At 68.0% G+C, this 19,593-nt stretch carries 21 protein-coding genes; 12 read left to right on the top strand and 9 right to left on the bottom strand.

Annotation, left to right across the window (positions count from 1 at the left end; genetic code table 11):
- Positions 1-795 carry a histidinol-phosphatase gene (gene hisN / locus JOF55_RS07455; RefSeq protein WP_310271592.1) on the bottom strand — a complete coding sequence of 265 codons (795 nt, stop codon included), beginning with the start codon at positions 793-795 and terminating at the stop codon, positions 1-3.
- 189 nt (positions 796-984) lie between these two features.
- On the opposite strand from hisN, the gene JOF55_RS07450 reads away from it, so the two are divergent.
- Positions 985-1,659: a response regulator transcription factor gene (locus tag JOF55_RS07450; RefSeq protein ID WP_310271590.1), complete on the top strand. Its 675-nt coding sequence runs from the start codon at positions 985-987 to the stop codon at positions 1,657-1,659.
- Between the two features lie 16 nt (positions 1,660-1,675).
- Complete coding sequence (locus tag JOF55_RS07445; protein WP_374727244.1) at positions 1,676-2,950, top strand: sensor histidine kinase; 1,275 nt, start codon at positions 1,676-1,678, stop codon at positions 2,948-2,950.
- A 53-nt stretch (positions 2,951-3,003) separates the two neighbouring features.
- Here the strand turns inward: JOF55_RS07445 and JOF55_RS07440 are convergent, their stop codons facing one another.
- Complete coding sequence (locus JOF55_RS07440; protein WP_310271585.1) at positions 3,004-3,549, bottom strand: GtrA family protein; 546 nt, start codon at positions 3,547-3,549, stop codon at positions 3,004-3,006.
- Between the two features lie 114 nt (positions 3,550-3,663).
- Here JOF55_RS07440 and JOF55_RS07435 point away from each other — a divergent pair, with 114 nt between their 5' ends.
- The 3 genes from JOF55_RS07435 (at position 3,664) to purE (ending at position 6,364) form a co-directional block, all read left to right on the top strand.
- The gene (locus JOF55_RS07435) at positions 3,664-4,848 is read left to right on the top strand and encodes a 5-(carboxyamino)imidazole ribonucleotide synthase (protein WP_310271582.1); all 1,185 of its coding nucleotides are present in this window, start codon (positions 3,664-3,666) and stop codon (positions 4,846-4,848) included.
- 251 nt (positions 4,849-5,099) lie between these two features.
- Positions 5,100-5,675, top strand: a complete 576-nt coding sequence (locus JOF55_RS07430; RefSeq protein ID WP_310278302.1) for a DUF397 domain-containing protein — start codon at positions 5,100-5,102, stop codon at positions 5,673-5,675.
- Between the two features lie 188 nt (positions 5,676-5,863).
- The gene (gene purE, locus JOF55_RS07425; RefSeq protein WP_374727415.1) at positions 5,864-6,364 is read left to right on the top strand and encodes a 5-(carboxyamino)imidazole ribonucleotide mutase; all 501 of its coding nucleotides are present in this window, start codon (positions 5,864-5,866) and stop codon (positions 6,362-6,364) included.
- Between the two features lie 64 nt (positions 6,365-6,428).
- On the opposite strand, the gene JOF55_RS07420 is transcribed toward purE, so the two are convergent.
- The 3 genes from JOF55_RS07420 to JOF55_RS07410 all read right to left on the bottom strand — a co-directional run bounded on the left by JOF55_RS07420 (position 6,429) and on the right by JOF55_RS07410 (position 9,590).
- Positions 6,429-7,211: a thioesterase family protein gene (locus tag JOF55_RS07420; RefSeq protein WP_310271574.1), complete on the bottom strand. Its 783-nt coding sequence runs from the start codon at positions 7,209-7,211 to the stop codon at positions 6,429-6,431.
- Positions 7,212-7,306: 95 nt separating this feature from the next.
- Entirely contained in the window at positions 7,307-8,038 is a 732-nt protein-coding gene (locus tag JOF55_RS07415; protein ID WP_310271571.1) for a TIGR03089 family protein, read from the bottom strand.
- 94 nt (positions 8,039-8,132) lie between these two features.
- Positions 8,133-9,590, bottom strand: a complete 1,458-nt coding sequence (locus JOF55_RS07410; protein WP_310271568.1) for an LCP family protein — start codon at positions 9,588-9,590, stop codon at positions 8,133-8,135.
- Between the two features lie 681 nt (positions 9,591-10,271).
- Here JOF55_RS07410 and rfbB point away from each other — a divergent pair.
- The 5 genes from rfbB to JOF55_RS07385 all read left to right on the top strand — a co-directional run bounded on the left by rfbB (position 10,272) and on the right by JOF55_RS07385 (position 14,271).
- Entirely contained in the window at positions 10,272-11,330 is a 1,059-nt protein-coding gene (rfbB, locus tag JOF55_RS07405; protein ID WP_310271565.1) for a dTDP-glucose 4,6-dehydratase, read from the top strand.
- The gene (gene rfbD, locus JOF55_RS07400) at positions 11,327-12,247 is read left to right on the top strand and encodes a dTDP-4-dehydrorhamnose reductase (protein ID WP_310271563.1); all 921 of its coding nucleotides are present in this window, start codon (positions 11,327-11,329) and stop codon (positions 12,245-12,247) included. Before rfbB ends, rfbD begins: the two co-directional genes overlap by 4 nt.
- 155 nt (positions 12,248-12,402) lie before the next feature.
- Positions 12,403-12,633 (top strand): hypothetical protein, encoded by a 231-nt coding sequence (locus JOF55_RS07395; protein WP_310271560.1) that lies wholly within the window; start codon positions 12,403-12,405, stop codon positions 12,631-12,633.
- Between the two features lie 156 nt (positions 12,634-12,789).
- Entirely contained in the window at positions 12,790-13,314 is a 525-nt protein-coding gene (locus tag JOF55_RS07390; protein ID WP_310271557.1) for a DUF6346 domain-containing protein, read from the top strand.
- 81 nt (positions 13,315-13,395) lie between these two features.
- Entirely contained in the window at positions 13,396-14,271 is an 876-nt protein-coding gene (locus tag JOF55_RS07385) for a glycosyltransferase family 2 protein (RefSeq protein ID WP_310271554.1), read from the top strand.
- Positions 14,272-14,289: 18 nt separating this feature from the next.
- Here the strand turns inward: JOF55_RS07385 and JOF55_RS07380 are convergent, their stop codons facing one another.
- Entirely contained in the window at positions 14,290-14,856 is a 567-nt protein-coding gene (locus tag JOF55_RS07380; protein WP_310271552.1) for a hypothetical protein, read from the bottom strand.
- A gap of 212 nt (positions 14,857-15,068) precedes the next feature.
- Between JOF55_RS07380 and manB the strand changes: the two genes are divergently transcribed.
- Positions 15,069-16,175 carry a mannose-1-phosphate guanylyltransferase gene (gene manB / locus JOF55_RS07375; RefSeq protein ID WP_310271549.1) on the top strand — a complete coding sequence of 369 codons (1,107 nt, stop codon included), beginning with the start codon at positions 15,069-15,071 and terminating at the stop codon, positions 16,173-16,175.
- Positions 16,176-16,327: 152 nt separating this feature from the next.
- Positions 16,328-16,498 carry a hypothetical protein gene (locus JOF55_RS07370; RefSeq protein WP_310271546.1) on the top strand — a complete coding sequence of 57 codons (171 nt, stop codon included), beginning with the start codon at positions 16,328-16,330 and terminating at the stop codon, positions 16,496-16,498.
- 60 nt (positions 16,499-16,558) lie between these two features.
- Here the strand turns inward: JOF55_RS07370 and JOF55_RS07365 are convergent, their stop codons facing one another.
- Genes JOF55_RS07365 through cofD form a run of 3 tightly spaced genes read right to left on the bottom strand, consistent with a single transcriptional unit; the run spans position 16,559 to position 19,442 of the window.
- Complete coding sequence (locus JOF55_RS07365; RefSeq protein ID WP_310271543.1) at positions 16,559-17,101, bottom strand: NUDIX hydrolase; 543 nt, start codon at positions 17,099-17,101, stop codon at positions 16,559-16,561.
- Positions 17,098-18,441 (bottom strand): coenzyme F420-0:L-glutamate ligase, encoded by a 1,344-nt coding sequence (locus tag JOF55_RS07360; RefSeq protein WP_310271540.1) that lies wholly within the window; start codon positions 18,439-18,441, stop codon positions 17,098-17,100. Before JOF55_RS07360 ends, JOF55_RS07365 begins: the two co-directional genes overlap by 4 nt.
- Positions 18,438-19,442, bottom strand: a complete 1,005-nt coding sequence (cofD, locus tag JOF55_RS07355) for a 2-phospho-L-lactate transferase (protein ID WP_310271537.1) — start codon at positions 19,440-19,442, stop codon at positions 18,438-18,440. Before cofD ends, JOF55_RS07360 begins: the two co-directional genes overlap by 4 nt.
- Positions 19,443-19,593: the final 151 nt, after the last annotated feature.

Genomic DNA, 19,593 nt, shown 5'->3' with positions numbered 1-19,593 from the left:
TCAGGACGGCTGCGCGGGAGCTCCGAGCAGCCGCAGCGCAGTGGAGTGCAGGTGGCCGTTCGACGACAGGGCATTGCCGCCGTCGTACCGGGGGTTTCCGGCCAGGTCCGTGAAGGTCCCTCCGGCCTCCTCGATGAGGATCTGCACGGCCGCGACGTCCCAGGCGTTGATGATCGGCTCGACGGCCAGGTCGATCGCGCCCTCGGCCACCAGGCAGTGGTGCCAGAAGTCGCCGAATGCGCGGTTCTCCCAGCAGGCGTCGATCAGCCGCAGGTAGGCCTCCCGAGAGTGGTGTTGCACCCACTCGCCGAGATTCGTCGTCGACACATAGGCATCCGAGGCATCGCGCACTCCCGAGACCGAGATGCGGCCGGGTTCGCTTCCGTCGCGGGTGCTCCAGGCCCCTGCACCGGAGGCTGCCCACCAGCGCCGTTGCAAGGCGGGCGCGCTGATCACACCCAGTACGGGACGCCCTTCTTCGACGAGGGCGATCAGGCTCGCCCACGCCGGTACACCGCGCAGGAAGTTCTTCGTCCCGTCGATCGGGTCGAGTACCCACGCCCGGCCGTCGCCCACGGCACCACCGCGTTCCTCACCTGCTACGACGTCTCCCGGACGCTGCTCGGTGAGAATCTCGCGCACCGCGTCCTCGACGGCGATGTCGGCGTCGGTGACCGGGGTGCGGTCGGGTTTGCGGTGGACGTCCAGGTCCCGTGCGCGGAACCGGGCGGCGGTGATCGCGTCGGCGCGGTCGGCGAGTCGCAGGGCGAGTTCGAGGTCATCGGCGATCGTCATGCCCAGCACTCTAGGTTCCGCCCGGCGGATTCCGGTTCCGTGCCCGGGGAGTGGATCGAAGCGCGCGTCGAACACGTCGACCCTCCACGCGGACGGTGCCTTTCGTGCGCGTGCTCGATTCCGCGCGGGTGCGCTGGAGAGTCGGTGTGTGAGCGAGGACCGGACGATTCGACCTCTAGGCTGGGAGGCGTGAGTGTAGTACTGCTGGCCGAGGACGACCCAGCCATCGCGGTGCCGTTGTCGAGGGCACTGCAGCGAGAGGGCTACTCGGTGCAGGTACTCGAGGAGGGCCCCCCGACACTGCGTGCGGCCGCATCGGGCGGAATCGATCTGCTCGTGCTGGACCTCGGCTTGCCCGGTATGGATGGGCTGGAAGTGTGTCGCAGGCTGCGTACCCAGGGGCGGGGCGTTCCCGTGCTCATGCTCACCGCCCGCACCGACGAGGTCGACTTCGTGGTCGGGCTCGACGCCGGTGCCGACGACTACGTCGCCAAACCGTTCCGGTTGGCCGAACTGATGGCCCGGATTCGTGCGCTGCTGCGGCGCGGGGCGCCGGAGAATCTGGAAGCAGGCGGGGTGCGTCTGGAACTCACTGCCCGCCGGGTGCTGGTCGATGAGAGCGAAGTGCAACTGGCCAACAAGGAGTTCGAACTTCTGCGGGTGCTGATGCAGCACGCCGGGCAGGTCGTGACGCGGGAGGAGATTCTCGACAGGGTCTGGCCGGAACCGGCCCGCAAGGGCAGCAAGACACTGGATATGCACATCTCCTGGTTGCGGCGGAAACTCGGTGACGGCAACGGCCGGGCCGATGAGCAGCGCATCGCCACGGTGCGCGGCGTCGGATTCCGTTTCAACGTCGATTGACAGCGGTCCCTCGGCGATGCGCAGACGGGTGTTGCAGGCGACTCTGCTCGCGGTTGCGGTGACGGTGCTGGTGCTGGGACTGCCGCTGGGTTTCAGCGCGCTGAAAGTTGTCGAGGACATCACCCGCAGCAACCTGTCCACCCGGGCGCAACAGATCGCCACGCGGCTGGACGAGCAGATCGCGGCCGGAAGGCCGATCGACTTGAGCGACGTTCGGCTCGTGGTCCCGGACGAGGCGCGGTTGACGGTGCACATACGCGGCAGGGAGTACGTTCTCGGCCCCGTCCCCGGTGAGGACCCGGTCGTGGAGACGGTGTCCATGGTGCAGAGCGGCAGCGTCCGGCTGGCCGTGCCGAGCGGCCCGGTGCGGACCCGGCAACTGCAGATGGCCGGGGTGGTGCTGATGCTGGCCGTGTTGTCCGCCGGGACGGGGACGCTCGTGGCGACTCTGACGGCGCGGCGGCTCGCCGAGCCGCTCCGGCATGTCGCGGCCCGCGCGAACAGGCTCGGTGCGGGCGATTTCCGGTCGGATCCGAAGCGGCACGGGGTACCCGAGCTCGACCGTGTCGCGGATGCCCTCGATGCCTCGGGGTCCGCGCTTTCACATCTCGTTCAGCGCGAGCGGGAACTCATCGGTGATGTTTCGCACCAACTGCGCAGCCGTCTCACCGCACTTCAGCTACGGCTGGAGACGCTTGCCGAGACCGGCGAGGAGGCGACCGCCGAGGAGGCCGCCGCGGCTCTCGAACAGGCCGAACGACTCTCCGGGGTGCTGGATGACCTGCTTGCCGCCGCGACCGCGGCACGGGCCAGAGACGCGGAGCCGCTCGATGTGTCCAACGAACTCGGCGACGTCGCCACCGAGTGGCGAGAGCTGCTGCGTTCGGCGGGTCGAACGCTGCGCTTGCGCGTCGAGGAGGGACTGCTTGCCCGAGCCACCCCGGCGCGGCTGCGCGAAGCCATTGGTGTGCTGCTGGACAATGCGGTGCGCCATGGTGAGGGGCCGGTCACGCTGGCGGCCCGGCACGGCAGCGGCACCGTCGTCGTCGAGGTCAGTGACAGCGGACCGGGGGTCCCGGAGCAGCTCGTCCACCACGTGTTCGAGCGGGGATTCTCGGCGGGCGGCTCGACCGGAGTGGGTCTGGCACTGGCGCGGGCTCTCGTCGAGGCGGACGGCGGACGGCTGGAGCTGAGTTCGGCACGGCCCGCGATGTTCGAGGTCTTTCTGCCCGTGGCGCGTGCGGACGATGTTCTCGGAATGCCGTGGAAGACCGACTCCACACCGCGCTGAGCCGGCGGCCTCGGCCGCCGGAAGCGGGTGTGCATCCGCCTGTATGAGGCGTCTCAGCTGGAGGAAACCGTCTCGGAGCGGGGGCTCGGAGGCTCGCCCGACTGACGCGGGGGTTCGCCGTCGTCGGGAAAGACCCACCGGCGGAATGCCCACCAGCGAAATGCCATGCCGAGCAGCAGGCCGATGATCTGCCCGGAGGTGAAGTCGGCGATCTCCTCCGTCAGCCTGCCGGTGTAGGGCGTCTGCAGCAGCAGCACATAGCGCGAGATCCACAGCGGCGCCGCGTACAGAGCCACGGCGATGCCGCTGACCAGGAAGTACAGGGAGGCTTCGTGGTGTCTTTCCCGCCCGCCGCGTTCGCGGAAGGACCACTCGCGGTTGAGGACGTAGGAGACGATGGTGGCCACCAGCACCGCGAACACCTTCGCGGTGACCGGCTTGGGTTCGAGAACGGTCCACTTCAGCACGTAGAAGATGGCCGTGTCGATGAAGAACGTGGTCGCGCCGACGATCCCGAACTTGAGCAACTCGCGATGCTTGACCACGATCCTGCGGCAAGCCTGCGGGAGGTGTGTGAGCACCGAATCGACGACGAACACGGCATCGAGTCTACGGAGCTGCTCGGGCCGATATCCTGTGGTGGTGAACGGACACGTGTCCTGTGGCACGGTCGATACGAACTCGCATCTTTCACCGGTTAGGCTGTACACCTCGTGGACCATCGCACCGGAACTCCAGTTGTCGGCATGATCGGTGGTGGCCAGCTCGCGAGGATGACGCACCAGGCGGGAATCCCACTGGGGCAGTCACTCAAGGTATTGGCCACCTCCAAGGAAGAGCCTGCAGCGCTCGTCGCCCCGAACGTCGAGATCGGCCATCACAGCGACCTGGCCGCTCTGCGCACCTTCGCCGAGGGGTGTGATGCCGTCACTTTCGATCACGAGCACGTCCCCGCCGAGCACCTGCGCACGCTGAGTGCGGCCGGGGTGGCAGTACATCCCGGGCCGGAGGCACTGCTGCACGCGCAGGACAAGTTGGTGATGCGGCGCAGGATCGCCGAACTGGGCCTGCCGGTTCCGCCGTTCGCGGCGGTCACCGAGGTTTCCGAGGTGCTCGAGTTCGGTGCCGAGTACGGCTGGCCGTGCGTGCTCAAGACCGCGCGGGGCGGCTATGACGGCAAGGGTGTGTGGGTGCTGAACACGCCGGAGAGCGCGAAGCGCACCGTGTCCGAACTGCTCGACGCGCAGGCGCCGCTGATGGTCGAGCAGCGGGTGGCGCTGCGTCGGGAGCTGTCCGCGCTGGTTGCCCGGTCGCCGTTCGGCCAGGGCGCGGCCTGGCCGCTGGTCGAGACCGTGCAGTCGGAGGGAATCTGTGTCGAGGTGCTGGCTCCCGCTCCGAACACTTCCGAAGCCGTTACCCAGCAGGCCCAGGACCTCGCGCTGAAGATCGCCGAGGAGCTCGGCGTAGTGGGACTGCTCGCGGTCGAGTTGTTCGAGACCGAGCAGGGGCTGGTCGTCAACGAGCTGGCCATGCGACCGCACAACTCCGGGCACTGGACGATCGAGGGGGCGCGGACCTCGCAGTTCGAGCAGCACCTGCGTGCGGTCCTGGACTATCCGCTGGGCGATACCGGTTTGAGCGCTCCCGCCGTGGTCATGGGCAACGTGCTCGGCGCTCCCACCGAACCGCGGATGGTGCTGGACGAGCGGCTGCATCACCTGTTCGCGCGCTTCCCGCAGGCCAAGGTGCATCTGTACGGCAAGGCCGAGCGGCCCGGGCGCAAGCTCGGCCATGTGACGGTGCTGGGCGAGGAGATGGACGAGATCCGGCGACAGGCGAAGCTGGCGGCGCACTGGCTGGGGCACGGCGAGTGGCCCGACGGCTACTCCGTGCACTGACCGTTCGCTGATCGTCGAAGTCGTCGAAGTCGTCGGCCGGGTGACGCAAACGGAACTCGGTCGCCTTCGACGGGTCGGTCCTCGTGCTGCTGGGGCCCTGCTGCTGAAAGCGCAGTGCGTTCAGTGCTTCGCTGCCCCGCTGGACCAGGTTGGCCAGTCCGGCTTCGGTGGCGACCAGTTCGATGCCGGAGCCTCGTCCGCCGAGTTCGAACTCGATCACGTCGTGGCACACGTGGTGGTGGATGGGATAGATCGTCGATCTTGGCCCATGTCCCCATGCTGACCTCGCCCATGTCCCTGCTCCTTCGTTCGAGCTGCGTAAACTGCGGGAGTCCAACGGCGTGAGCCGTCAAGATGCGGCCGAGCTACTGGGGAAGGCACCGAGTCAGATCGGGCACATCGAGACGATGCGCAATCTTCCCTCGGCGGCAGACTTGGAAGTCCTGCTCACGTGGTACGGGCATCCGGAACGCATCGAGTTCTTCCGAGAGCTGCTCAAACGAGCGAAGAAGGGGTGTGACTGGTGGAGCGACTTCCTCGATACTGCGCCCGAGTGGTTCTCGCTGTTCCTGGGGCTGGAATCGTCTGCGGTCCAGATCGACAGCTATGACGGTGAACTACGAAGAAGTTCGGTGTGCGCTTCGTCGTGCGGGGGATGGCGAAAGTCGAGCCGGTCACAGGGGCAGAACACGTGTGTTGAAGCGGCTACCAACGTGTCGGGCTGGGTCGGTGTGCGGGACAGCAAGCTGGGGGAGGCTTCGCCGGTGCTGGCGTTCACCTCGGCGCAGTGGCGGGCGTTCGTGGCCGGTGCCGTGCCGCATCGCTGATCGCTCTGCCCTCCCCCCGGGGAACAGGGCGCGCAGTTTTGCCGAAAACTGCTACGGCCCTGCTGCGGACGCTGCCTGACCGGCCCGCCGCGCGTGTGCTTTAGGCTTTTCGGGTGAGTCCGGCAACGCGGTGAGAGTTCGGGAGGCAGAAAGTGGCGGAAGGTGACGCCCCGCTGGTCGGTGTGGTCATGGGCAGTGACTCGGACTGGCCGGTGATGCAGGCGGCGGGCGAGGCGCTGACCGAGTTCGACGTGCCGTTCGAGGCGGGGGTGTACTCGGCGCACCGTACCCCGCAGCGGATGCTCGACTACGCGCGCGAAGCCGCCGACCGGGGAATCCGAGCCATCATCGCCGGTGCGGGAGGAGCGGCGCACCTGCCGGGCATGGTCGCTTCGGCCACGGTGTTGCCGGTGATCGGCGTGCCCGTCCCGCTGAAGCACCTCGACGGGATGGACTCGCTGCTGTCGATCGTGCAGATGCCCGCCGGTGTGCCGGTCGCCACGGTCTCGGTCGGGGGAGCACGCAATGCGGGACTGCTCGCGGTCCGGATGCTGGCTGCCGACTCCGGGGAACTGGGCGCTCGCCTGCGCGCGGACATGGCGGCCTTCCAGGGCAACCTCGAAAGCCTCGTGCAGGACAAGCACACCGCACTGCAGGATGAGCTCTCCCAGGACAGGGCTTCCGAGTAGTGGTAGCCGAATGCGGGGAAGGGCCTCTGAAGTTTTCCCTAAAACCTCAGACCTTCCCGCCGCCTCAGCCGAGCTGGTTGACCATGACGGCCTCGTTGGCGACTCCGAGCGGGCCGCACCGGTCGAACAGCCTCGCCCGTGTCACGCCGACGCCCGTGGGTTCGGTGTCCCGCTCCATTTCCATGCCCAGCCACTCGCCCTCGAGTTCCCGGTGCACATAGAGCGTGATGTCGGTGTTGATCCACGGGCCGAAGTGCGTGCCGATCGGGCTGGCCGCGCTGATGCAGTCCACCAGTGTCGCCGTGTGCACCAGCGGGGTCAGCGGCTCCCCCGGCAGCAGCGGCACCGGCATCCGCATCCACACCCTGCTGGGTCCCTCGCTGCTCTGGTCGGCGATCCAGCGGACCTCCACGACATCGTGCACACCCCAGCGCAGCCCCAGGCCTGCAGGCAGCAGTGAGCCGTCCGGCAGGCCTTCCGGTCCCGCGAAGGGTGCCTGCTGAGCCGGTGCGGTTTCTCCGACTTCGGAGCGGTGCACGGCCTGCGCGACCGCGTGGACCACCTCGGTGCCGTCGAGCGTGAGGCTTGCTTCGATCACCTGGAGGCGCTTACCCGAGCGCAGCGTCCTGTGTGCGACCGCGACCCCCCGACGGGGGACAGGGCGCATCAGATCGACGGTCAGTCGCGTGATCAGCCTTTCCGGATCGTCGACCGCTTGCTCGATCGCGCGGGCGAGCAGCCCGGCGACAGGTCCGCCTCCGGTCAACTCTCCCCAGGGATTGCCGGCGGCCTCGGTCGGGACGAACAGGTCGCCATCGGGTTGGAACAGGGACTGGGATTCCGACACACGCCGATGCTACTCGCCAGTAGGTTCCGGGGTGGAGGTGACCGGTTTCCGGATACCGACCACGGTCGGCCTGCGACTCGGCCGCCGGTATCCGTTCAGCCGGTACCCAGTTCGACGGTGGTGCGCTCGTCGGAGCGGCGCTTGTCCAGCGTGTCGCGGTCGGGATTGGTCCCCGTGGAGTTCGTGAGCTGCACCAGCGATCCCTCGGCCGCCAGCACGGTCAGCAGTCCGTCGACGACGCCTGCGGGCAGAGACCACTCCAGGGTGGACAGCACCCGATCGTTCTTGCCGATGCCGAGTTCCGCTGCACGGTCCCGCGCGGCAGCGAGCACCTCATCCACCGTGGACCGAAGCAGGGCCGGTGTGCTGCCGGGGATCGGAGCGAGAGATGTGAACTCGTCACCGTGCACACGGACTTCGGAGGAGTAGTCCACGACGCCGTCGGGCAGATCCGTCGCCGAGGCACCGAGAGGGTCCAGGCTGACCGCGGCCACCGTGCGCGCGCCCTCGCCGGCCCCGGTCGCCGCAGCGGGAACGAGCGCGACTTCGGCTCCCCGGGCAGCATCGGTCACCTGCGCACCGCACCACCAGGCCCCGAGCAGAATCCCCGCGGTCTGCCAGTGTGCGGGCAGGGACACCGCCACGGGAGTACCCGGCTCGACATCGAGCTCGTCGACCAGCCAGTTCGCCGTCTTCGCGGCCCAGTTGGCCACGGTGATCCTGGAGAGTTCGACGCGGGCGCCGGTGGCATCGTCGTAGTGCGTGATCAGCGGCCGTGGTGAGCCGGTGTTCAGCATCGGGGCGAGCAGTGCTTGGGTGACGCTCATGCGGGCAGGCTAACGCGAGTCCGGGAAGCGCGGGGTCACCGGCATCCACGGCGCTTTCGGATGCACGTTCGTGGGTGGATTGCCCGGTGGCGCGTCAGTTGACGCAGGGGACACCACCTGCCGTGATCGGCTGCTTGCCCTGGTCCTGCTGCCGAGGGTGCGGCTGCTGTGCGGGCCGGGGCTTGCTCTGCTGCATACCGTCCAGGCGCACGGTCCTGTCACCGGCGAAGTTCCGCGTACCGGGCCCGCTGTACGCGCTGCCCAGGTAGACTTCCACACTCCCCGATTCCACGGTGTCGCTCGCCTCGGTCGCTAGCCCCCCGAGCTCGCTCGCGGCCAGCTTGGCGACGGCTTGCTCGCCCGGCGCATACCGGACGACCGATTGCGACATCGGCGAGTCGGCGTTGGCGCTGACGCCCCTGTCGAAACCCTCATTGGTGAGGTTGTCGAGCACACGCCCGGCAAGCCCGCCGACGTCGGAGGCATTGTAGACGTTGACCGTGGTCCGGGACCGCTTTTCCTCCGCGGCTGCTGCGGCCTGTTGTCTGGCCTTGCGCTCGGCGGGCGGAAGCAGCAGGTTGTCGACGAAGCGCTGGACCTCCTGCCGATCGATCGTGATCTTCCCGGAGCCGCCGGTGCGCTCCAGTGGGATGGTGTGGAACTTGATGTTTCCTGCTGCGATGCCCTGCATTTTCTGGGCGAAGCTGAGGATGTCCCAGTCCTTGTCCAGGACGATGGAGTCCTTGAGTGCGTCCACGAGTTCGGACAGCTTCGCCGGGTTGCTCAGCGTGCCTCGGGACAGGATCTTTTTGGCCAAGGCGGACATGAATACCTGCTGACGCACGATGCGATCGAGATCCCCGCGGGGAAGCCCGTGCCGCTGGCGCACGAAGGCCAGCGCGTCCGCGCCCTTGATGACCTGTGGCCCTGCCGGGAACACGGCACCGGAGTATTCGCTGTCGTCGACCGGATTCTTCAGGCAGACCTTCACCCCGCCGATGACCTTGGTGACCCGGTAGAAGCCGAGCAGGTTGACCTCGGCGTAGTGGTCGATGTGGACCCCGGAAATCCGCTCGATCGTCTTGATGAGGAACTTCTGGCCGCGTGTGGTGGCCCGTTGCTCGATGACCTGTTGATCGGTCAGGCCCTGCTGCTTGAGGTTGTCCGCGGCCTCCGCCTTCGCCCGCGCATAGGCGGAGTTGAGCTTGTGGGTGCCGTAGTTCTCGGGCATCTCGACCCGGGTGTCCCGGGGGAAGGACACGGCACTGGCGCGCTGTCCACCGTTGGGAATGCGGACCAGGATCATCGTGTCGGTGAGGTCGCCGCCCCCGTCGTCACTGGCTCGAAGCTTGCTCAGGACCTCGTCCGGGAGTGGATTCCCCTGGGCATCGGTGCGGCTGTCATTGCCGATGAGCAGGATGTCCGTTGCGCCGTCCGGCGCCGTCAGGGTTTCGTTGATGACGTCGTTGCCCTGCAGGCCGGAATTGAGGTTGCGGAAGGTACCCCAGGCGTAACCGGTGGTCCCCAGGATGACGACCGAGATCAATGCCATGAGGACTCTGACGGCGTGGAACCATCGTCGGCGCGGGCGTCGATCGCGCGGGCGCTGTTCGCGGGGGTTCCCTTGGCCGCGTTGCCGAGCTCTGTCCGGAGGGGCGCCAGGGGGCTGCTTCCTTCGCGGATCGCTCGATGTGGGACCGGAACGGCTGCGCTGGTTACCGTGCGAAGGGCGCGGACTCGATTGGCCGGGCGGTGGAGGTCCTGCCTGCCTGCCCCTTCGTTCGGGAGGGGGCGGCGGGCCGGAGCGGCGCGCTCCGGGCGGCCGGTCACCGGGCGGAACGGGCCTGCCGGGCTGGCCCGGCCTGCCGGGTGGGCCACCTGGCCGCTGTGGCCGGTTGTCCACGCTGAATCCTCCTTGGGCTACCTGTGTGCGTGCTACACGATCCCAGGCGGTTTCACCCGTCCTCTGTTGCAGGTTAACTGCGGTCGCTGCCTCGTGTCGGTGGAGCCATCATGCTGGTGTGCCGCCAAGGTGGAGCACATTACCCGTCCGGGTGACGCTTCATGCTCACCGTGGGTTGCGTAACATCGGCGTATCTCTGTGCGGCGACGAGCCGGACTGCGAGGGTTCGGGCCGTGGTGTGGGCCCGAATTACGGTGGGGGCTCGGCCTTGGCTGGTGGGGTCCGTCGCCAAGGCGGCTGATGCGACCACTGTCGAAAGGATATGGTGCGATGCGGGTTCTGGTCACCGGAGGAGCCGGTTTCATCGGCTCGCACTACGTCCGGCAACTGCTGGACGGGGTGTACCCGGCTTTCGCCGGAGCCGAGGTGACCGTGCTCGACAAGCTCACCTACGCCGCCACCGAGGAGAACCTGCGGCCGGTCGCCGACCGGCCCGGCCTGCGTTTCGTCCACGGTGACATCTGTGATCCGGCCCTGGTTGCCGAGGTCATGGACGGAGCCGATGTCGTGGTGCACTTCGCGGCCGAATCCCACGTCGATCGTTCCATCGCGGGAGCCTCGGACTTCGTGCTCACCAATGTTGCCGGAACGAACACGCTGCTGCACGCGGCGGTGGCAGCCGGGGTGAGCAAGTTCGTGCACGTGTCCACCGACGAGGTCTACGGTTCCATCGAGGACGGCTCCTGGCCGGAAGAGCATCCTCTCGACCCGAATTCGCCGTACTCGGCGTCGAAAGCCGGTTCGGACCTGCTCGCCCGCGCTTACCACCGCACCCATGGTCTTCCGGTGTGCGTGACGCGATGCTCGAACAACTACGGGCCGTACCAGCACCCGGAGAAGATGATTCCGCTGTTCGTCACCAACCTGCTGAACGGCGAGCCGGTACCGCTGTACGGCGACGGTGGCAACGTCCGCGACTGGTTGCACGTCACCGACCACTGCCGGGGGATCCAACTCGTGGCCGAGTCGGGTGTGCCCGGCGAGGTCTACAACATCGGCGGCGGCACCGAGCTGACCAACCGGGAGCTCACCGGCAAGCTGCTGGATGCCGTGGATGCCGACTGGTCGATGGTGCGCCGGGTCGCCGACCGCAAAGGGCACGATCGCCGCTACTCGGTGGCTTACGACAAGATCAGCTCGGAGCTGGGCTATGTCCCCGTTGTCGACTTCACCGAGGGATTGGACGAGACCGTGCGGTGGTACCGGGACAACCGGGAATGGTGGGAACCATTGAAGAGTTCGGCAGTCGAGGCTTCTGCGGCCTCATCCGCTGCGACCCGATCCGCTGCGGCGCGGTCTCCGGTGACACGGACCAGGGGGACCTCGTGACGTCGCGGCTGGCCGTGCTGATACCCGGCGGCCGAGGTCAACTCGGCCGGGAACTGGCCCGGCGCGTCGGTGCAGGCCGGAATTGCCTGGTACACGCCCCGGGCTCCACCGAACTGGACATTGCCGATCCCGACGCCGTCGCCGACGTGGTCGACTCCTTCACGGAGGCCGCCCGGGATGCGCAATTGCGACCCGTGGTGCTCAATGCTGCCGCTTACACGGCGGTGGACGCGGCAGAGACCGACCGAACCCGTGCCGCCGAGGTCAACACCGGCGGTGCGGCCGCCCTCGCCGAGGCATGCAGAGCCTGCGAGCTACCGCTGGTGCACGTCTCCACCGACTACGTGTTTCCCGGTGATGCCACCGAGCCGTACGAGCCGGAGCACACTCCGAGCCCGCGCACGGTGTACGGGCGAACGAAGCTCGATGGCGAGCGCGCCGTACTCGCCTCGCAGGCGCGGGCCTGGGTGGTCCGCACCTCGTGGGTCTACGGTGGCCGAGGCGGTAATTTCGTGAAGACGATGACCCGGCTGGAGTCCGAGCGCGAGACGGTGTCCGTTGTGGACGACCAGTTCGGTTCGCCGACCTGGGCAGCCGATCTCGCAAGCGGTCTTGTCGAGCTTGCCGACCGGGCCACGCGGCAACAGGGGCCGCAACGTGCGGTGTTGCACTGCACCAATTCCGGCCGGGCGAGCTGGTTCGAACTCGCCCGTGCGGTTTTTTCCGAACTCGGGGCCGATCCGGATCGCGTGCGGCCCTGTTCCACCGCGGATTTCCCCCGTCCGGCACCCCGGCCCGCGTTCTCGGCGCTGTCCGAACGTGCCTGGATCGAGGAGGGCTGCACGCCGATGCGGCCGTGGCGCCAGGCCCTGTCCGAGGCCTTCGCCCGGGACGGTGGCGCCCTGCGCGCACGCTGATCGAGCTGTGGCTTCGACCATCTCGGCCTTCGCGTATTGCGCGATGTGGTGGGATGTGTGCCGTGGTGAAGTGACTCGTCCTCGGAAAACGCGGACAAATCTCTTGTGTCGGGTGAGTGCTGTCGGGTGAGTGCTGGGGAACAGGCGGGGTAATCGTGACGACGTCTTCGTCCGACCCGTTCGGGACATTGCTGTCCTCGGCGATGTCCCGAACTCGTCGAGTGGCCGAATGGCTGCGGAGGATCGTGCGCTCGATTCAGAATCCGGCCGAGATCGTCAAGAGGGTCAAGCCGGCGCTGGACAGGGTCAAGGGCACTCTGGAGCCGGTGCACAACGCCGGTAAAGACGTGCGGGGAATTGCCGGGAAAACTGCCTGGATTCCATGAGCGTACCGCAGGAGGCCGCCTTCACACCGTGCGGAACTCTGCCGCTATTGGTGGTACCTATGATGAGCAGAATCACTGGAAGGACACCACCGGGCAGGAAAAGCGGAATAGGTTTCCAGCGCAGTGCCCCGCTTCCTTCGAGGGACACTGCTTCCGGTGCGGCGAAGAGGAACCAAGCGCATTGTTCCTGATTTTCCGCTGGTCGCGGCCTCGATCCTGATGCTTCTTCTCGGTATCAACCTGACCACTCATTGTTTCGGTGGCTTCGCGGCTGGTTCCGAGGTCGTGGCGCGCGGTGTCGCCGTCGCGCAGCAGTGCCGTTTTTCGGGGCCGATCACGGAGTCCGAGGCGCCGGGCCGGGAGTACCTGACCGGTTGGTGGTGGGTCTGTGATGCGAGGGTGCGCTGGGATGACGGCAGGGTGGAGATGCGTGAGGTTCCGTACTCGCAATTGACCGACGCCGACATCGGCCGTGCAGTCGCGGTGGTCGAACGGGAGGAAGCAGCCTCGAAGGCCACGACCCGCTCGGTGATCTATCGCGCCGACTTCGAACCGAGGCCGGTTTGGGGGACCGTGGCGATGGTGGTCATGAGCGTGGTGGCTCCCCTCGTGGGCTTCCCGGGCGCGTACCGGCTGGTTCGCCGAATACGGGGCAAGACCCCGGAGCTGCCGAAGGAGTAGGCGGACTGTGCGATCGCTCCGGAACCGCCGTGCCACCGTGCCGCGCGTCGCGTGCGTCAGGTGACACGGCAGAATGACGCCGTGACCGACTCGCGCACTTACGGCGATGAGCTCGCCGTCGTCACCGTGACCTACTCGCCCGGCCGCACCCTGGAACGGTTCCTGGACACGCTGCCCAAGGCCACCGACAGGCGAGTCCGGGTCATCCTCGCCGACAACGGGTCCACCGACGGCGCCCCCGAGCGCGCGGCGGAACGGCCGGATGTCGACCTGGTACCGATGGGTGCCAACCTCGGCTACGGCGCGGCGGCAAACCGGGGTGTGGCCGAGCTGGGCGAGGAGTACGGATGGGTCGTCGTGGTCAACCCCGACGTGGAATGGGGCGCGGGCTGCCTGGACGAGCTGCTGGCCGCCGCCGCGCGCTGGCCCCGGGGTGGTTCCTTCGGACCGCTCATCAAGGAACCGGACGGCGGTGTCTACCCCTCGGCACGACTGCGTCCTTCGCTCGGTCGCGGAGTGGGCCATGCGCTGCTGTGCAAGATCTGGCCGTCCAACCCGTTCAGCCGTGCCTACCGGCAGTCGGAAGTGGCCCTTGCCGAGCGCACCGCCGGGTGGCTGTCCGGTTCGTGCCTGCTGATTCGGCGTGAAGCCATGGATTCCGTCACCGGTTTCGATCCGCGCTACTTCATGTACTTCGAAGACGTGGACCTCGGCGACCGTCTCGCTCGAGCGGGCTGGCTCAACGTCTACGTGCCCTCCGCCGAGATCGTGCACATCGGTGGGCACTCGACGTCACAGGCCTCGGCCCGGATGCTGACCGAGCACCACCGCAGCGCCTATCGCTACCTTGCCGACCGGTATCGGGGCGCGGCATGGCTGCCGCTGCGCCTGTTTCTGCGCGCAGCGCTGGGAACGCGTGCGCGCATCGCCGTGCGCACGGCGAACCGCGAAGGGTAGCCGTGCATGATACGGACGTCAGCTCCGGGGATCCGGGGAGTCTTCGGGATTCGGATACTGCTGCGCTGCCCATGAGCCGGGGGGAGCGAACTCGTGGGTGGTGCGCTGGGAACCATACGGGTTCGGAGGCATGGTCTGTGACTGACCGTGGTCGAGCTGCCCGTACTGCGGCTGCCCGTACTGCGGCTGGCCGTACCGAAGTTGGTCGGGGTGCGACTGGTTGTACGGCGGTTGCGCGTACGGCGGTTGCCCGTACTGTGGCCGGCCGGGCTGCGACTGGTCGTACTGCGGCTGGCCGTACTGGGGTGGGCCGAACCCGCCCTGGTCGTACGGGAATTGCCCGTAGCCGTCGGGTGGCCATCCGCCGTGCGAGGGAGCGCTCCGCTCGGACGGCTCCTGCTGGGGGGAATGGGACAGGACCACTGTGGAGTTCGAATCACGGTCCGCATCGTCGATGATGTCACGCGGAATGCGCTCCGTACTCGAAGCGTCCATCGGTGAGGTCGCGCTGTCCGGGGTGACGACGAACGCGCCACGTGCCCTCGCACGGTCAAGCGCGTCGTCGGCTCGGTTTCGGGGGTCCATGCGGTGCCCTCTCAATACTTCGCCGGATCAGCGTATTCGGCCGCAGCGCGGCGCCGGCCCTTCCGACATGGTCGTCGGGCCCGTGGGACGGCTCCGTATCGGGGGCCATCCTGACAGGGGTGCCGTGTCCACGATGACGCTGCTCCTGCCAGAGTATTCCTCATGGGTTCACTCGTCAGTGACTTCGTTCGGTGAAGGAGGCTCGACGCGACATGTCGGCTGGTTCGGCCGGTCCCGGTGAGTCCGCCCTGCGTGGGGTGGAAGCCGTGGTGCTCGTGGGGGGACGGGGAACGCGGTTACGCCCGCTCACGCTGTCGGCGCCGAAGCCGATGCTGCCCACGGCAGGAGTTCCCTTCCTCACCCATGTGCTCTCACGTCTCCGTGCCGCGGGAATCACGCATGTGGTGTTGGGCACCTCCTACCAGGCCGAGGTGTTCGCCGAATACTTCGGTGACGGGGCGGCGCTGGGAATGGAACTGGAGTACGTCGTCGAGCAGGAGCCGCTGGACACGGCCGGTGCCATCCGCAATGTGGCCGACCGGTTGCGTGAGCAGGATGTCGTGGTGTTCAACGGCGATATCCTCTCCGGCGTGGATCTGCACGGTCTCGTGCACACGCACCGGCACCATTCCGCCGACGCGACGTTGCATCTGGTCAAGGTCGACGATCCGCGCCGGTTCGGCTGTGTGCCCACCGATGCGGACGGCCGGGTGACGGCCTTTCTGGAAAAGACCGACGATCCGCCGGTCGACCAGGTCAACGCGGGCTGCTATGTCTTCCGGCGTCCGGTGATCGAGTCGATCCCTCCGGGACGTCCGGTATCGGTGGAGCGTGAGACGTTCCCCGGATTGCTGGCCTCCGGCGCACGGCTGCAAGGCCATGTCGACGCCTCGTACTGGTTGGATCTGGGCACCCCGGCAGCGTTCGTGCGTGGCTCCGCCGATCTGGTCCGTGGTGCGGCGCCCTCGGAAGCGCTGCCTGCCCGTCCCGGCGAGGCGCTCGTGCTCGACCGGGCCGAGGTGTCCTCGGAAGCCTCGGTGACGGGAGGCAGCACCATCGGAGCGGACTGTGTGATCGAGGCGGGTGCCGCAGTCACGGGATCGACCTTGTTCGCCCGCGCCCACGTCGAAGCGGATGCCGTGGTGGAGCGCAGCGTGCTCGGCGCCGGTGCCCGCGTCGGCAAGGGCGCCGTGGTGCGCGGCGGTGTCATCGGTGACGGTGCGGTCATCGGCGCGGAGTGCGAACTCCTCGATGGTGCCAGGGTGTGGCCCGGTGTGGAACTGCCCCCGAGCGGTGTCCGGTTCTCCCACGACTGCTGACGCCTCGCCGCCGAAGGACGCGGCCGTGCGGATCCGGCGATCGCGGTTCGTGCTCGACCTGCCGCCCGCTCTCGCTTCGGCCGCGGTGTCCGCCCGCGGCCACCGCGGGATGTGCCTCGCGTAGCAATCCGGTTCAGCGGCACACTCTCTCCATGGATGAGCAAGAACAGCAATCCGAGATGGTGGGGGAGAGCATGTCGTCCCCGACAGCAGAGGAACGCCGAGCCCGCAATGCTGAGCTCGCGACCTGGGAGCCGATCGGCGGAGGCCTGTTGACCGTGGAAGAGATTGTCCAAGCTGTTCGTGAAGCCCGAGGTGAGTGACGCAGCGTGTTCATTGTGCGGCGGCTGGAGGCTGCCGTGTTCAAGAACTCGGCGTGATCGCTACTCCGCCAGCCGTGCCCGAGCGGCGGCCACGAGGGGAGCGAGGTCGGAACCGGCCGGCAGGGCATCCAGAGGCCACCAGCGCAGGTCCAGCGACTCCGCACTGCGGGTCGGCCGAGCCCCTGCCGGTGCGCGCACGACGAATCGCACGTCGAAATGCCGGGTCGGCGTGCCCAGTGAACACGTGATCGGATGCACGTCCAGATGGATCGGGACGGGGTCCACGGTCAAACCGTCCATGCCGGACTCCTCGGCGGCCTCCCGCAGCGCCGCGCCCGCCAGCGTGGTGTCCTCGGCCTCGCAGTGACCGCCGAGCTGCAGCCACCGCCCGACCCTCGGGTGCAGGGTCAGCATCACGTGTTCACCGGCGGCGTCGACCAGTGCGGCCGACGAGGTCACATGGCCGGGTGCACACGCACGCAGACACACATCCGACCGAGCGTCGAGCATCGTCAGGAAGGCGTGCCGCAGCGCTTCCTGCTGCGGATCATCCGGCCGCCACTCGCCGAGAGTGCGCAGGGTGTCGGTGTGTGGACCGCTCACAGCTCCACCAATCCGCCGTCGAGATCCCGCGGGGGCCGCGGTCCGGTGCTCTTCTCCTCCGGATGACCGACCGCGACCGCCCCCAGCGGCTCCCACGACTCCGGCAGCTCCAGTGTCGAACGCACGACGTCCGGGCAGAACAGTGTGGACGACACCCAACAGGAGCCGAGTTCCTCGGCGGCCAGCGAGACCAGGAGTCCCTGCACCGCCGCGCCCCCTGCGACGGTGAACATCGACCGTTCCGCATCGCTGCGGCGTTCATCCGGGTAGTCGTGCGAGCCGCTCCGCACCAGAAACGGCACGATCACTTCCGGTGCGGCATAGAGCAGGTCGCCACGCCCGACGCGGCGTTGCGCACGCTCCTCCGACAGACCGTCGGCTCGCAGGTCCTCCAGCCATGCCGCGCGCATCGCGTCCAGCAGCTTCCCACGCAGTGCACGATCACGCAGCCACCCGAAGCGCACCGGGCGGGTGTGGTGCGGTGCCGGGGCAGTGAGCGCGGCCCCGACCGCACGGTGCAGAGTTTCGGGATCCACCGGATCATCGGTGAAAGAGCGCACCGAGCGGCGCATCAGTACCGCCTCGCGGTGTCCCTGCGCCAGTGCCTCGGCAGTGCCGAGCTGGAAGAGGTCGTCATCGACCGTGCGGACGAGGTCGCGCCCGCACGAGCCGTCGTCGTCGGAGACGAATCCCCGGACGACTCCGACGGGGACACCACCGAGCTTGCCCTTGACCAGGTCGGCCGCGCCTGCGATCTCGTCGCCGATGGCGACCTCGGTGACGGCGAGTTCGTTGCCCTGGGAGTCGGTGTTGCCCGCGTAGCGGTGGATCACTTCGAGTCCGCTGGAGCCGATCGCGACATCGGTCTGGCCCATGCGCCATGCCCGGCCCATCGTGTCGGTCACCACGACCGCCACCTCGACCCCGAGGTGCTGCCGTAGCCCACTGCGCAGCTCCTGCGCCGAGGCGTCGGGATCCTCCGGGAGGAGGGCAATGTGGTCCAAGGCGACATTGGAGGCGTCCACGCCCGATGCCGCTTGTACGATTCCCAGCTTGTTCTGGGTGATCAGTGTCCGCCCGCGCCGGGCAAGCACGTGCGTGGACTCCGACAGGACGTACTCGCGGCGAAGTGCGTCGCGCTGGTCCGGATCCAGCGGCGCCCGGACCGTTCTTCCTTCTACTTTGGACACGATTTTGCTGGTGACCACCACCACGTCGCCGTCGGCGAGCCAGGGCGCCGCGGTGGCGATCGAGGCGGCGAGATCGTCCCCGTGCTCGAACTCGGGAAGTCCGGGAACGGCGAACAGCTGCACTCCACCCGTAGCGGCGTGATCGGTCATCGTGCTCCCTCCGGGACGGGCAGGCCTGCGATCTCGAACGCCGCACGGGCCATCTGTGCGGTGGCCTCCACATCGGACATCAGCAGTGGCACCTGCCGGACCGCGACACCGGGGACATCGACATTGTCTCCGCTGTGTACCAACCAGGCATCGAGGACGCCGCCCGTGGGCCTCGCGCCGTAGTGTCCGCCGACGGCCTCGGCCGTGCTGTCCACCTCGATCGCGTTCAGGCAGGCGTCGGCCATACCGCGCACCGGTTGTCCGCCGACGATCGGGGACAGCCCGACCACCGGTGCCTGCGTCGCGCGCAGAGCCGCACCGAAACCCGGTACGGCCAGCAGGGTGCCGATGCTGACCACGGGATTGGACGGTGCGATGAGCACGACGTCGGCTTGTTCCAGAGCCTCGGACACCCCCGGGGCAGGCTCCGCCTCGTCGGCTCCGACCGGCACGATCGCCTGCGCTGCCGGCTCGGCACGGTAGCGGACCCACCATTCCTGGAAATGCACTGCCCGAGGCCCCTGCCCTTCCGGGCCCTCGATGGCGACGTGGGTCTCGACGCGCTCGTCGCTGACCGGAAGCAACCGAACTCCCGGCCGCCACCGGTCGCACAGCGCTTCGGTCACCGCCGACAGCGGGTAGCCGGCACGCAGCATCCTCGAACGCACCAAATGGGTGGCGATATCGCGGTCGCCGAGGCCGAACCAGTTCGGCTCGGCACCGTAGGCAGCCAGCTCGGCCGAGACCGACCAGGTCTCCTCGACGCGTCCCCAGCCCTTCTCGGAATCGATGCCGCCACCCAGGGTGTACATGCACGTGTCCAGATCCGGGCACACGCGCAAACCGTGCATCCAGGCGTCGTCGCCGATGTTGACCACCGCCGAGACCTCGTGGGGTGTCGGCTGTTCCGGTTCACCGACCGCGGGCATTCCCAGAGCTTGCTTGACGCCCAGCAGGAAACGCGCCCCGCCGACTCCACCGACCAGTACTACGACCTTCACACCCGGCATCCTCCCACGGAGGGCCGCGGCCGATGCCGTGAACCTCGCTGTGACTCGTGCCGTTGTCCGCAAGCACCGTCGGCATGCGCAGGTGCGGGCGGTTTTTGCAGTTTCGCGCGAAACTGCATTTCTTGCGGGGCGTACGTGCGCC

Source organism: Haloactinomyces albus (assembly GCF_031458135.1).
In the GTDB taxonomy this organism is placed as follows: domain Bacteria; phylum Actinomycetota; class Actinomycetes; order Mycobacteriales; family Pseudonocardiaceae; genus Haloactinomyces; species Haloactinomyces albus.
Note: the sequence above shows the minus strand (reverse complement) of the source record. Positions and strands in the feature narration are given on the sequence as shown.

Coding starts and splice junctions, on each gene's coding strand:
- rfbB (WP_310271565.1), top strand. CDS start 10,272: ATGCGGGTTCTGGTCACCGGAGGAGCCGGTTTCATCGGCTCGCACTAC.
- hisN (WP_310271592.1), bottom strand. CDS start 795: ATGACGATCGCCGATGACCTCGAACTCGCCCTGCGACTCGCCGACCGC.
- JOF55_RS07370 (WP_310271546.1), top strand. CDS start 16,328: ATGGATGAGCAAGAACAGCAATCCGAGATGGTGGGGGAGAGCATGTCG.
- JOF55_RS07380 (WP_310271552.1), bottom strand. CDS start 14,856: ATGGACCCCCGAAACCGAGCCGACGACGCGCTTGACCGTGCGAGGGCA.
- JOF55_RS07360 (WP_310271540.1), bottom strand. CDS start 18,441: ATGACCGATCACGCCGCTACGGGTGGAGTGCAGCTGTTCGCCGTTCCC.
- JOF55_RS07415 (WP_310271571.1), bottom strand. CDS start 8,038: ATGAGCGTCACCCAAGCACTGCTCGCCCCGATGCTGAACACCGGCTCA.
- purE (WP_374727415.1), top strand. CDS start 5,864: ATGGGCAGTGACTCGGACTGGCCGGTGATGCAGGCGGCGGGCGAGGCG.
- manB (WP_310271549.1), top strand. CDS start 15,069: ATGTCGGCTGGTTCGGCCGGTCCCGGTGAGTCCGCCCTGCGTGGGGTG.
- JOF55_RS07445 (WP_374727244.1), top strand. CDS start 1,676: ATGCGCAGACGGGTGTTGCAGGCGACTCTGCTCGCGGTTGCGGTGACG.
- JOF55_RS07410 (WP_310271568.1), bottom strand. CDS start 9,590: ATGGCATTGATCTCGGTCGTCATCCTGGGGACCACCGGTTACGCCTGG.